The 12,638-nt window shown below is 66.4% G+C and carries 7 protein-coding genes, 2 pseudogenes and 1 CRISPR repeat array; of the genes and pseudogenes, 2 read left to right on the top strand and 7 right to left on the bottom strand.

Annotated elements, in window-relative coordinates; all coding sequences use genetic code 11:
* Positions 1-648 precede the first annotated feature (648 nt).
* Both ACSMXR_RS01480 and ACSMXR_RS01475 read left to right on the top strand, forming a co-directional pair.
* A pseudogene (locus ACSMXR_RS01480) lies at positions 649-801 on the top strand (pirin family protein); the annotation flags it as partial.
* 355 nt (positions 802-1,156) lie between these two features.
* Positions 1,157-1,301 (top strand): annotated as a pseudogene (locus ACSMXR_RS01475) (IS481 family transposase); the annotation flags it as partial.
* A gap of 1,847 nt (positions 1,302-3,148) precedes the next feature.
* A CRISPR array of direct repeats spans positions 3,149-3,422; the repeat unit is 30 nt; unit sequence ACGGCTCACCTCCGCTCGCGCGGAGAGCAC.
* A 91-nt stretch (positions 3,423-3,513) separates the two neighbouring features.
* Here ACSMXR_RS01475 and ACSMXR_RS01470 read toward each other — a convergent pair.
* The 7 genes from ACSMXR_RS01470 to ACSMXR_RS01440 form a co-directional block, all read right to left on the bottom strand.
* Entirely contained in the window at positions 3,514-3,807 is a 294-nt protein-coding gene (locus ACSMXR_RS01470; protein ID WP_473171026.1) for a DUF6221 family protein, read from the bottom strand.
* Positions 3,808-4,587: 780 nt separating this feature from the next.
* The gene (cas6e, locus tag ACSMXR_RS01465) at positions 4,588-5,253 is read right to left on the bottom strand and encodes a type I-E CRISPR-associated protein Cas6/Cse3/CasE (RefSeq protein WP_473171025.1); all 666 of its coding nucleotides are present in this window, start codon (positions 5,251-5,253) and stop codon (positions 4,588-4,590) included.
* Positions 5,250-6,074 (bottom strand): type I-E CRISPR-associated protein Cas5/CasD, encoded by an 825-nt coding sequence (gene cas5e, locus ACSMXR_RS01460; RefSeq protein ID WP_473171024.1) that lies wholly within the window; start codon positions 6,072-6,074, stop codon positions 5,250-5,252. Before cas5e ends, cas6e begins: the two co-directional genes overlap by 4 nt.
* On the bottom strand, positions 6,071-7,246 hold the full coding sequence (cas7e, locus tag ACSMXR_RS01455) for a type I-E CRISPR-associated protein Cas7/Cse4/CasC (protein WP_473171023.1): 1,176 nt from the start codon (positions 7,244-7,246) through the stop codon (positions 6,071-6,073). The genes cas5e and cas7e overlap by 4 nt, the downstream gene beginning before the upstream one ends.
* 25 nt (positions 7,247-7,271) lie before the next feature.
* Positions 7,272-7,937, bottom strand: coding sequence for a type I-E CRISPR-associated protein Cse2/CasB (gene casB, locus ACSMXR_RS01450; protein ID WP_473171022.1), 666 nt, complete (start codon positions 7,935-7,937; stop codon positions 7,272-7,274).
* Positions 7,938-7,965: 28 nt separating this feature from the next.
* Positions 7,966-9,576 (bottom strand): type I-E CRISPR-associated protein Cse1/CasA, encoded by a 1,611-nt coding sequence (gene casA / locus ACSMXR_RS01445; RefSeq protein WP_473171021.1) that lies wholly within the window; start codon positions 9,574-9,576, stop codon positions 7,966-7,968.
* 66 nt (positions 9,577-9,642) lie between these two features.
* Positions 9,643-12,366 carry a CRISPR-associated endonuclease Cas3'' gene (locus ACSMXR_RS01440; protein WP_473171020.1) on the bottom strand — a complete coding sequence of 908 codons (2,724 nt, stop codon included), beginning with the start codon at positions 12,364-12,366 and terminating at the stop codon, positions 9,643-9,645.
* Between the last annotated feature and the right edge of the window lie 272 nt (positions 12,367-12,638).

Here is a 12,638-nt window from a genome sequence, read left to right as displayed (position 1 = left end):
CTTGAGGTGGCCGTTCCGGATCCGGATGGTGGGGGTGCGCGTGGGCATCTGAGTCCGAGCCTGCCGAGAGGTGAGGGCTGGGCGCGGTGCAGAGAAGCTTTTGCGGGGGCGGTGTGCTCCCGGATATGACGGACATCCTTGATGTGGAAATGTCACACGAGCATGTGGAAATCTCACACGAGCGAGGTGGAGCCATCCCTGCGGCAACATCGTGGCGACGGAACGGGCGGATCCTGCGTAACTTGATGCGGCGCGCCGACAGAAGGTGCACCGGATGTATGGCTTTCGGTATTACTTCGCCTCGAACGCCCTTGTAAGGGAAACCCCATCACTGGCGTCGCGGAATAGGTGGACCGCAAGTCCATCAAGAGGCGTGCCGCACGTATTGGTACCTGAAGCCGACGGGATCGCCAAGGCCCCCGGACTTACATGACCTCTGGGGAGCCACCCGATGACTTCAACGCTTAGGTGGAACCGCAGGTTCTTCGTCTGCTGCTGGTACAAGATTTCCGAAGGGCTGGCCTGCGGAGATGCTGGCGCTGATGCGTTCCGCGAGCGAGATGGTCTGGAAATGGTCCGGATCTTGGTGCTTGCTCGGGTGCCCTGTGATGGAGCAACCAGTGTTGGGGTCGACGTGGAGCGGCCAGGTTGTGGTGGAATTTCGCCCGATCCGGTGAGGAGATCGTACAGGCGCGAAAGGACTGGCAGGAGGGCTTGCGGTTCGGTGAGGTGCAGGGCTACGGCGGCGCTCGCCTGCCCGCCCCGGAACTGCCCACGACCCCGCCGAAGCCACGCGGATGAGCGCGCTGAGCTGCGGAAACCTGAAGACGGGCTGGCCGCGCTTCCACGGGCGGCCGCTACGCCGACTGCCCTATTCGCACCTGTCTTGTGCTCGGGGCTCGGGGGACTAGTGGATTTGAGAGGCGGTCTATCGAGTCTCGTGTTCGAACTTGTGTGTCAGGGTTCAATCGGATCGATGCTGACCATCTGCTGACTTTCCTGATTGACGGTCAGGTGATGATGGCTGTCTGTCGTCCCGGATGCCGGATGCCGGATGCCGGATGCCGGATGCCGGAAACCGGTCCAGGTGGTGTAGCTGAGGGTGACGGGGTGCCTAGTTCGTCCGGCTGATCGCCCAGCCGCCTTCGCCGAGAGCCTGCATGACCGCTCCGGCTGGGCTGCCAGGACTCCGCATCGGACACATCTGCCGAAGTCGAGGGCCAGGTCTGCCGCTGAGTCGGGACCGCAAGCTCGGACCGGCCCGCATCGATCCGGTCATGGGCCTGCCCGCCTCGCCGGTGATCGGCTACTCCTAGTCCACTCCACCGTCGACGACCATTCGGCTCACCTGCAGCGAAGCCCTCACCGGCGACCGCCAGGACACAGTTCCCCGTTGATCCAGTGGCCGGAGCATCCCCGCGCGCGGGGATGGTCCCCACGCATGCGCCACCAACACCACCGACGTATGCTGCTCCTCCCCGCGCTGGCGGGGATGGTCCTCAGTGCGACCTTTAGGCCGTGAGATTCGTCGCCTGCTCCCCCGCGCCCGCGGGGATGGTCCCGTGTCTTGCTCCTGGTGGCAGTGCGCAGCCGGGCGGCAAGGAGCAAAGGCTCCGCGACACGACAACGACCCGAGGTGCCTCATGGTGGAGCTGCACTACGCCGCCATGGTGCAGGGGGGCCGGGTCAGTAGGCTCGCCGGTAGGTCTCTCCGGGCGGTAGTTCTTCGTTTGTCGCTTCCCGGTACGCATCCCGCGCGCTCGGGGAGGCGCTCGTGCCTGGGCGGAGCTTCATCCGGTGTGCCCTTGCGTGCCTTGCAGCAGCCGTCTCGTTGCCCTCCTCCTGGACAGAAGGTGGTGTGACGGTGAACGGGTCGTCCGCTGCGTCCAGGACAGGGAACTCCAGGTCTCGCCGATTGTTGACGGCCACGACCACGATGCTTGCGGCCAAGGCCGCGCCGGTAGAGATGGCTGCCCGGTTCCTTCTGAGGAAGGCCCGCACCTTCTGAGTGGTAGAGGGGGTCTGGCCGTCCCACGCCGTTGATTCAATGCCCGCAGCGGGCTCATCGCGGATGTCCACTTGCATAGACCTACCGGAAGCACGACGCCCCTGTCTTCAGGTTGGCCAACATCTCCAGACGTTTCCGGCCCGCACTGGACACGGCGCGCGGAGCGGGCTGGGGCAGTTCGGGGACGGGCCGACGGTCACCCACTTCCGTACGCCACCGGTCAACTTGATTGCGCCGAGGGGTTGATGAGCGAGAGTTCTGCGGATGCCGGGTGCCGGCCACCTGCGCGGCGACGCTGCGGGGGCTTGCTACGAAGTCTCCGACCGACATGCCTTCGGCCTGGATGTGCTGCTCGGGCATGCCGGTCTCCTGGTCTAACGGCGGGTGCAAACGGGGGAGCGGTCGTCGCCAGTCTCCTCGTGGTCGCCGGTGGGCTGGGCGGCGGACGTGTCTACGCCGTGGTGCCGGTGACCGTGCCGACGCCGGGATGGTGCCGCTGGACCGGGTCGCCAGCCGGTACAGCTGGCCGCAGGCGGAAGGCACTTCAGGACGGCTGGCGCGGGCCCGCGAAGTGGATGACACGTTGTTGTGGGTTGTGGCTTCCCGAGCCCCGTGCGGAGTTGGTGCTTCTCCAAGGTGAGCTAATTGACAACCCGGATCAGGGCCGAGACATCGGCGCGGAGCTGTTCGAGTTCCTCGTTCCTGTTGGGCGAACCACTCCCTGAGCTGGGTGATGGGCGCACCCGACGCCCACATGCGTCGTCGCGAATTGGCCGCCAGCAGCCAGGCCCGAGCCCACAGCGCGCGGTCAACGATGTTCATGCACTGAGGGGTGACGGCTATGCCAACGCGTTGACCGATGCCGCGACCAGGGCAATGCGTGCTGGCCGGCCTGGGGTCTTCTAGGGTTAGCACAGGACTGGAGGAGGAACCTGGATGGACCACGACCTGGACGAACTGCCGCACGTTGCCCGGATCTTGAACGAGGCTCTCGCTTCCTTGTACAGGGCGGTGTTGTGACCGACGGGCCTTCCTCCAGGCCATACACACGATCTACCAGATCGCGCCACGAGACGTGGGTGCTCCCACAGATTGATCACGACCAGATACAGGCTCTAGGGGTGCTACTTGCGGCGGCGGGCGGCTCACCTCCGCTCGCGCGGAGAGCACTGCACCTGCCAGGGCAAGGGCCACGGCGTCGGCGGCTCACCTCCGCCCGCGCGGAGAGCACCGGGCCGGAGGATTCGACGGCCACCGCCCCAACGACTCACCTCCGCTCGCGCGGAGAGCACCCGCGGATCGCGTCCGGGGTGTGCCGTTCGCACGGCTCACCTCCGCTCGCGCGGAGAGCACCCCGCGTTCGCCCGGCGCGAGGGCCTGGGCTACGGCTCACCTCCGCTCGCGCGGAGAGCACGGGAACTCGTGGGGGGAGCGGCGGAGGGGGCGGCTTCGACGGTGACCTGTAGCCGAGGTCACCACTCTGGCAGGGGACTTGCCGTCGAGCGCTAGTCGTGCGGGTAGTCCTTGTGCTCGACGTAGGGGGCGGCGAGGAGCCGCAGCTGGTACTCAGCAGTCCGGTCGGCTGCCCCACCTGCTCCCAGGTGCGGGATGACGGTGTCCTCCAGGAGCGCGAGGTGCACCTCGCAGGTGGCGACGGAGAACCGGGCATGCGCTGCGGCCTGCTCGGGATCTACACCGAACCGCTCGGGGGCCCTAGCCACCGTGCTGCTAGCGAAACGTGCCTTCTCTAGCTTCTCGTCGAGCCGCGCCCGGAGGAAGGCCACCAAGGCGTCGGTCATGAAGGGCTCCCTGTGTTCTGCTGCTCGCGAAGGTCGTCGAGCAGCGACGGATTGACGATCTGGATGATGGTCTCAATTTCACGTCCCCCTGTTCACCTAGACCGTGACGCCCCGCGAGATCGACGGCGTGTGCCACCTGCCGAACTAACGCCCCTGGGCCGCTGTGTACGGCACGGCGGCCCGCAACCCGGGGAGAACTGCCCGGTGACCAGCTTCTCCGGCTCACCTCCGCTCGCGCGGAGAGCACGCGTCGAGTATGGACAGCATCATGGCCGTGGTCGGCTCACCTCCGCTTGCGCGGAGAGCGCTGCGGCCACGGCGGACTGCCCCTGGGCGAGGACGGCTCACCTCCGCTCGCGCGGAGAGCACGGCAGCGACGCCGCAAACAGCGCCGCCTCGGTCGGCTTACCTCCGCTCTCGCGGAGAGCTGCGAACATCGCGGTGGTGACGGACGGGTCACCTCCGCTCCTGCGGATCAGTACCCTGTGGAATCCCTCGCTGACGGTGCGACGACCGGCTCACGCCCGTTCGTGTAGAGAGCTCTCTTCGTGGCCTCGCTTTACGATCCTCGACGTCATTCCGCTGCTTTCCGTGCGAGCGGAATTTGATCGGAGATAGTCGCTCAGACAACTCACGCCGAGCGGTTCACATAAATTCGTGCGCGGACAGCAACGCCACCTTCCGTACACTACCCTGGTGGGCGGCTTATTCTCACTCCCGCGCAAGGGCGGCCCACTGCGACCAGGAGCCAGGCACGGCTTCGATCGCACTCTGGTGAACTCATCGAGCGGGAGCAATACTGAGAAGTCCGCATCCGTAGGCCTTGCCGCGCCCGATGCCGGTAGTGATCTTTTCGCGAAGCAGTTCGGTGTCGAGTACTCGCGCTGTCCCATCGAATTGCGTGCGGGCATGCTGAATTCTCTGTTTTGCAGCAGGGTCCTTGGGGCCCTGCTGGCCTCGTACAGTGGCAAGCGGGTGGGCGGTGGTGTGCAATGGCTCCAGCCCGCCGGCGTTGGACTGGCGTTCCCACCATTCAATAGCGGCATTGCCGCTCAAGGCCACGACCGGCGGGAGCTTATAGGCTTGTCGAGAGGTGGCACCTGGCTTCCGGACGGGGCTGGCCACGCAGCGGTAGTTGACGACCATCCCCTTGTGCAGGTTCGACAACAATGCGTCGAGTGATCGCGTTTCGACGTTGCCGTAAGCGTCTGGCAGGCGTGCGGAGTCAGGTTCTATGTGGCTCTGTAGCAGAATTTGCGGCCCACGCGGGCTTTCCTCTGCGCGGAACAAGACTCCGAATGCGGCCCGGGCGGGCCCTTCGGCTCCGTCGGGAAACATCTGCAGCATGCGTTGGTGCAGCCGGATGCCTTGGTCGCTGCCGGCGAGGTCCCTTCGGGCTTCGCGAGAACTGGGCGAGGGCACGATGCGGGTCAGCCACAGAGTCACCGGGCGCTCCTCTCCGGTTGAACGAAATGGGTGTCGATATAGGTTTGGAGCTTTTCCAAGTAGCCAGTGCCGAAGCCTTCGTATGCGGCTTCCGGCAGGTGTACGGCTCGCCGGTACAGCGGCCGGGGCCGGTACTGGCGCTCCAGCGGTGCGAACGACAGCGGCTCGTCGGTGACTTCGCCGCTGTGGTGATCGCCGTCGCCCCTGTCCGGGGCGTCGGAGTCAACGGGGAGCGCCCCGAGCGGTCTGTCGCTGTAGAAGTCGGTTGCCTGTGGGCCGCGGCGCGGCCTCTTGGTTGCCAGGGGCAGCCGTACGAGGTGGTGCAGTGGATCTTCTACGGTTCCCAGCAGGATCGGGCCCTCCGGCGGGCAGGACCGGCGGCCGAGGAACAGGGGCCAGTGCGGGTCACGGAGGGCATCGGCGCATACGTGTAGCAGCTCGGCGTCGTCGGAGGTGAGTGCGAGGGTGAAAGCCGCGTCGGCCAGATACTGACGCTTGGAGACCAGAGTGCCCTTGTCCTTGGCCCGGCGTTTCCCGTCAACGGTGATCACCTTTTCGTCGGCGGGTAGCCCACCGCCTACGGTGTGGAAGTCGGACAGGACTACGCCGGGGCGGTCGACCCGTACGGTCATCGACAGTGCTGTGAGGTCGTTCAGGGGTTCTCCTCGCTCCCGCCCGAGACCTGCGGCCAGCATGCCCACGACGCCGGACCGGGTGGGGAATCTGGCGGTGTCACGCAGGAGGTACTTGCTGTGGGTGCCCCAGGACTGCAGTGGGCCGGCCACGCGCAGCAACAGCCCGCGGGCGGGTCGCTCGGTCACTGCGGGGCCTCGGCGAGCGCCACGTCGACGGTGGCGGTGACGAGGGCTTCGAAGGACGCGTGACGCTCTCCGAGGTGCTCCAGCTTGTCGAAGTGGAGGGAGGCGTGCGCCGCGTGGAGAACGCGGCTGGGGCCGAGGAGGGTGTTCGCGGCCTTGGCGTAGGCGTCGATACCTTCCACGGAGCGCGCAACGAAGCCGCCGTGCTGGGCGGACCGTACGGGCTCCTCGAAGGCTGCGGCGAAGGACAGGGGCCGGTCGGAGCGGACCGCCACGTGGACCAGGTGGGGGAGCGAGTGCGGGGCGGTGGAGTTCTTCTTGGCCTGCGGAAGCGACTCGATGAAGGAGAGCAGGAACTGGGTGGCGAGTTCGCGGGCGGCATCGACGGCGATGTCGTTGTCGTCGCTCAGGTTCTTGGTGAGTTCCTGTAGGTCGACTGTGGCGAACCGGTACAGGGTGCCGGTGCTGAACTCGGCGGTGCCCATGTGGCCGCTGCCTGTTTCATCGCCCTTTGTCGCGGTGACATCGTCGACGGCTGCGAAGTAGTCGAGTTCGACCTCGGTGGTGTGGGTGGTGAAGGCGTGCGCGACCTGGACGGCGCCGTCGACACCGGCCCGGTCGACTTCGGCGAGCATGCGGCCGAAGAGGTTGATGACGCCGTTCCTCTTGAGGAGGATCTTGTCGATCTTCCCTTTCAGGGCGCTCTCGGGCTTCGTCTTTCCCTTGCCGGTGAAGTCGGTCGTGAGCGCGTCCTTGTGGGCTTCGGCGATGTCCGCCAGTTCCTCGACGGCGTCTTCGGGGAGGTAGATGAGCGCGTTGGTCAGAACCTTGTTCGTGATGGGCTGCTTGTCCTTCCCCTTGGCCACCTCCCACTTGATGCTGCTTCCCGCCGCAACATGCGCACCTGCACGTCCGGCAAGCGCCTCGTCCCACCCACGGTCGCGGAGTACTTCGGCGACCCGCTCACCGATGCGGCGTGTGCGCAGCGCGCTGTCACCGAGCGCTTCCTGGAAGTGCTCGCGGATGGCCCGCTTCCAGGACTGGCTGGAGATGCGGGTCCGCAGGGCGTCGCCGTAGAGCATGGTCTTGACCGAGTTGGTGTCGTCCCGATTCAGGTTCGCGTACGGAACGGGCTGAACGACGTGGATATCGACGAAGCGTGGCTTGAGGGCCATCAGGGAGCTCCTGTGGGTGAGAGGGTCAGTCCCGGTCGGCACGGGCCGTGATCCGGTAGAAGTCCTGCAGCCAGCAGCGACTGATACGCCCCGACTGGTAGGGCCAGTTGACGAGGTCTGCCAGCAACTGTCCCCAGTCGATCGGGGCACCGGCGGAGCGCACCTGATTCACCGCAGCGGGGAGGTGCAGGTGGATACCGCGGAGACTCTGCCGCGTCAGGAGGTTGATGCGGTTCTCCGCGGCGCTCATCCGCATGGAGGAACCCTTCGCCATGACGGCTTGTCCCAGAGTCGCACCGAACGAGGATCCGTACGGGGTGGGTTCTGACGGCGCGGTTGCCTCGTCCGGTTCGCCGTTCTCTGGAAGAGCCTGCTCGCCTTGTTCTGTGGCGGCGTCTTCGTCGTCTTCCTGGCCGGGTGCGAAAGCGTGTCGTGGCTGGGCTGCGATCAGTGAAGCCACCGTGTAGTGGGCCTGCGCTGTTCGGTCATCACATCCTTCCGGCAGGCGCGTCGTCAGCAGCCGGTGCATCGGGCGGGCGCGCGGGTGGTCCAGATCGCGGCGCAGCCCCGCGCGCAGCGCGGCACGGGCCCCGGGGTCCGTGCGGCACAGGTGTTCGATACTCAGGGCGAAGGCGGCATACGAGGCGCGAGTCCTCTGGCGCTTGTCTGGATCAGGGGCTTGGGGGGTCACTGCTTGTCCTCGGGTCGGTGGGCGACGCTCACGGCTTCTTGGCCGCCCTGGTCGTCTTCGATTGCTCCATCGCCTTGAGCGGGTCCTTCAGGGCGGCGAGGATGATCGCCTTCGCGCTGGTGACGGCCTTCGCGCCCCGTGGGGTGCGTGTCACGGAATCGGTTACCGCCTCGTACGCGTCAAGTGCGTGGCGCCCGAAGGCCCGGCATGCGGCCTCGAAATCGAAGCCGGAGTCCACAGCGCCGCCAGATCGGGTCAACTGCCGGAACCTCGACCAGAACTCGTCCTCCGCCGACGGCCAGTACCGTGCCGCGACCGCGTCCATCCAGGCCCCAGGGTCGTTCTTCTTGTCATCCGTGTATTTCAGCCACGCTTCTTTTGTGGCCTGCTCCAGCCGGTGCCCGAAGAGCTCGCCGAGTTCGCGGAGCTGGCGTACGGGCAGGTCGCTGCTCACCACGTCTTCCTCGACTCGGGAGAGAAGTACCGGGGTGGCGGAGTCGACGTATTGATGGTTGGCGGCCTGGCTGGCGTCCTGTTCGAAGCCGAGCGCACGTACTCGCAAGTACTCGCTGACGTCGAAGGCGTGGTCCATCACCTTCGGCTGGATGGGGCTGGCGTCGTCCAGCTGCTTCAGCAGAAGGGCGTCGATGTCCCGCCAGAGGGAACGGGAGGAGCGTGCGAGCCGGGGGAACGTCTCTCCGTCCTTGCCGATGTCCCAGATCAGGTAGTCGTCCTCCGGCCGGATCCGCCCGGCATCGTAGGCCCAGGTGATGTACGCGTCGGTGGCGTGCTCGCCGTCCTCGGCGGCGACCAAGTACAGGGCGTGCTGCGAACAGGCGGTGAGCCGCGAGCAGGGGCCCTGCGGTTCGGGCATCGGCTTGAGCGGGTCCGGAAGATCCTCTCGCTCCCACGGGCACAGGTCGGTCTGCCGGCTGACGTCGCCGTCCGGCGGGGTCAGACCCGCCAGCAGCGTTAGTAGAAGGTTGTCGCACTCCGGGTGGTACGACAGCGCGGCCCGCAGGGGTGACGCCTTCGCGTAATGGTGGCTCACATGGTCGACTGCACGCCTCGAGAGGGCCCCGGGGGCTCCCCAGTAATGCCAGGTCAGCAGCGACAGCGTCGCCTGTGAAAGGTGGGGAAGAACGAGCTCGGCATGGCTCCAGTGCCCGAACCAGGAGTGGTTGTTGCCCGCTGACCGGCTCATGACCAGCTTGTGGATCCCGGCAGTCTGGTTCCTGTCGCACTGGTCGGGGAGACGAGGGTCCTGGAACCAGGGACGATCACGGTCGAACAGGTCGAAACGATGGGACCACTGGTCGAAGTAGCCCGCGATGCCCGCCTTGCGGCCGCCGGGGAGTTCGATGCTCTGCTCAGGAAAGCCCTGCTCAAGGATCTCCTCCCGCCGATCGCCCCAGCTTCCGGGACCGGCCTCGTCCAGAGCGGTGATCCGGGCGGTCAGCGCGTACAGCAAGCGCAGCAGAGCCGAGTGAGCCGGAGCTTCCGGAACCAGCAGCGTGCGAATCTCTCCGGCACGCAGGAACAGATTCCTCAGACCCACATACGGCGGACCCGACTTCCCCTCCAGCCATGCGACAGGAATCCATGGCTGTTCGATCAGATTGGACGCAGGCGTAGCCACGCCCCTCCCCCCCCGTGGTCGGACATCCCCTAGATGCTAGACGGACGTACGGGACGGAGTGCCCGTTTACGGCAACTCGTCGATCATCAGGCCGTGTTCACTCATGCAGAATCGATGCTTCGAGCCGGTGTACACCCACCTACCGTCTTCCGACTTTTTCAGATTCAGCCGGAGAACATTCTTGAGGGCGGCCATGCCGCGCCAGGCATTATTGGCATCACCCTCCACGCCCTCGACGAGTCGCTTTGGTACCGGAATCAGATATGGGACCAGCTGGCCCGGCACCGGTCTCCCCTTGGGACCGCGCTCAAGTCTCCGCTCCGGAACGCCGTCCTCCAGGAGATACACCCGGTTCCCCGGCTGGCCGTGCTCGTACAGACAGACCACCTGCACCACGTCCTCCCCGAGCACGGAGGAGAGGAGCTCGGGCTCCATACCGGTGTGGTCGCGGCTCAGCAGTCCGAGGTCGCCATCGAGCTCTCCCGGTCCAGGCACCGCCAGCCACCGCGCAGTACCGCTGGCCTTGTGTTCACGGACCGTGCGCTGATTGTCGAGCTGCTGGAGCTCACGCGCCGCCGGCCCCTCCAGCCTGTCGGCGAACTCGTCGGCATACACCTCATCCAGCACGAGGGGCAGCTCTTCGGGCAAGGCAACCGTCCTGCCGGTCCCCAGGAGCAGGTCAGTGCGCCGTACCAGCGCGGCGTCGTCCAGTTCCGACGCGTTGTCCGCTCGGAGCACCACCAGCCTCGACCGGTCACCCACGCTCTGCACCGCACGGGCCAGCAAGGCCGCGAGCGGCGCCGGTCCGGATAGGACGAGGTCGAAATACAGGCCCCGAACATGCTCCAGCATCGACGTCGTCACCAGCACCGAGGGGCCAGAGACTCCACCATTCAGGGCGAAGGCACCCCGGCAGGCTGCAAGACGCTGCCACCGGTCCTTGTTCCGCATCTGTTCATGCATCAGGGTCACGTTCAGACCGGGGAAGTCCTTCGTGAGCTGATGAAACGTGCGGATGGCTTCCGCAGACGTCGCTCGGTAGACAGCGGCTCTTCCGTTTCCGGCTGCGACGATCGGTGCAAGAGCCGCATCGATCGCGCCGTACGGCATACCGTCAACGACTTCGATGCTGAGCGTGCTTGCACGAGCGGCATCGGCAGGCTGCTGGGGCAGGTGACCGCCTCCGGACTGAGCATCCACGAACGACCACCCCGGCGACCGGCGGGGCTGCATCACTGGCTCCCTGCCCCCTCCTGCGCCATGTCGGTAGGCCGCCAGCATCGCGTCTACCGACTTGTCCGCAGCCGTCGCGGCCAGGACAACCGGGATCCGCAACGCTGCAGCCCACTCCAGGAACCGCAGCATCAGCTCATGCCCCCAGGCACCGCGGGCATGGGCTTCATCCACCACGACGACCTTGCCGGAAAGAGCAAAGAGCCTCATGACGTTGAACTTCACCGGCATGACAGCCTGCAGAAGTTCGTCCACCGTCCCCGTGCCGAGCGCAGCCAATAGCGCGCGGTGATGGGAGTTGAGCCAGCTGTTCGCCGTCGGGGCCCACTCCTCACCAGGCTCCGGACTGACTCCGCCGGCCGCATTGGCGTGCGCCCACTGCTCCGCGGCTTCCGCCGGCTTCAACCGGGAAGAGCTGTGGAGCAGCAACGAACGCCACGGGCCGGTCAGTGCCTGCTCGGCGAACGCATGCACCTGCGCCATGTGGCTGTCAGCCGCTGAACCGGTCGGCAGTGCGTAGAAGAGGCCCCGCGCGCCCGCTGCATGCCCGAGGACGGCCGCTGCGCGAAGGGCCGCTTCCGTACGCTCCTCCGACGGCGGAGCCGTCACGACCACCATGCCCGGCCCGTGCTCGGCCACCAGATCGGGCACCTGGCGAGCCATACTCGCCCCAAGACCAGGCTTCCCCGCTCCCTGAGCAGGTTCCGGCGGCCCGGCGAACCCGGTCCCGAGCAGGTCCGTCCGTTGCAACAGGCGGGGAGCGGCCGAGCGGGCGATCTGCCAGTAGGAGTCCAGATCGTCAGGAGTTCCAGCCCACGCCTCGTCCCTGAGCAGGGTCCGAATCTCCTCTTCAATACTGGCCAGCCAGTCCGACAAGGTCACCAACCCCGTCAGGACGACGGCCGCTCCTGGCGTCATCCGACCCTTCGGAACCGACCTCACCCCGACCACTCTGCGCACCTCATCGAAGTGGAGCCGTCGCTGCTCCTCCCAACTCCCCACGCCCATACCGGGGTGACGCGCTGCAGGGCACCGCGAGTCCTTGTCGTAGACCACCGGGTGGAAGCGGCCACCGTGGCCACCGAGCAGCTGCGCCACCGCGTGACTGAGCTGGGACTGCGGACGCCGCTTCGATGACGGATAGCCGATCTCCTTGAAGATCCCGACCAGGTACCAGTGCGCCGCCGCTTCATGTAACTGCCGGTCCTGCACGGCGCCGGCACCGAACGCGTACCCCGGCTCACCGCTCAGCGGCTGAGTCAGCAGCTTCCCCCCGTGCTTCGGTCCATTCCGGTGCAGTTGAAACGGCACGCTGATCTTCCCGATGTCATGCAGTCCTGCCCAGAATGCCGCGAGCGCCCGCGCCTGGTCATCCGAAACCTGCAGCGCCTCCGCCACCGTGCTCCGCTGGTGCACGGTCAGCAGCTCGTCCCAGACGACCTCAGCGACGGCGGCCGTATCCAGCAGGTGGCAGATCAGCGGATGCCTATGGTCTGCACCGCGGGCGTCCTTACCCAGCCCGGCAGCCTTGCCCCAGAGGCGGGACTCCAGAGACATGGTGCTCCTTGTCACGGGTTCGGTGCAGGTAGTGCTGCCGATGAACGCAGCAGAAGAAGCTGTCTCGCAATCCTTCGTCGCCTTGCACCATCCCTGTGAAGACCGGCGCGGGGGAATTCGGACAACCGCAGGTACACCAAGTTCGTCGTCCCGTAGAGTACTTACTGCTGCACGCCTCTCTGGGAGGTGCGCGGAATCCCATTGGCTCTTCAGGCGACAGCACATCGAGATGAACGCACGACCCTCTCGAGGGATGTGGCGCAACCTCGACC

This window comes from Streptomyces sp. DSM 106670, from assembly GCF_055792845.1.
The sequence above is the reverse complement of the archived record's forward strand: the minus strand, read 5'-3'. Positions and strand labels throughout refer to the sequence as shown.

Bases quoted from the DNA above. Each gene is read 5' to 3' on its own strand.
- ACSMXR_RS01470 (WP_473171026.1), bottom strand. From the start codon at position 3,807: ATGACCGACGCCTTGGTGGCCTTCCTCCGGGCGCGGCTCGACGAGAAG.
- cas7e (WP_473171023.1), bottom strand. From the start codon at position 7,246: ATGGCCCTCAAGCCACGCTTCGTCGATATCCACGTCGTTCAGCCCGTT.
- ACSMXR_RS01440 (WP_473171020.1), bottom strand. From the start codon at position 12,366: ATGTCTCTGGAGTCCCGCCTCTGGGGCAAGGCTGCCGGGCTGGGTAAG.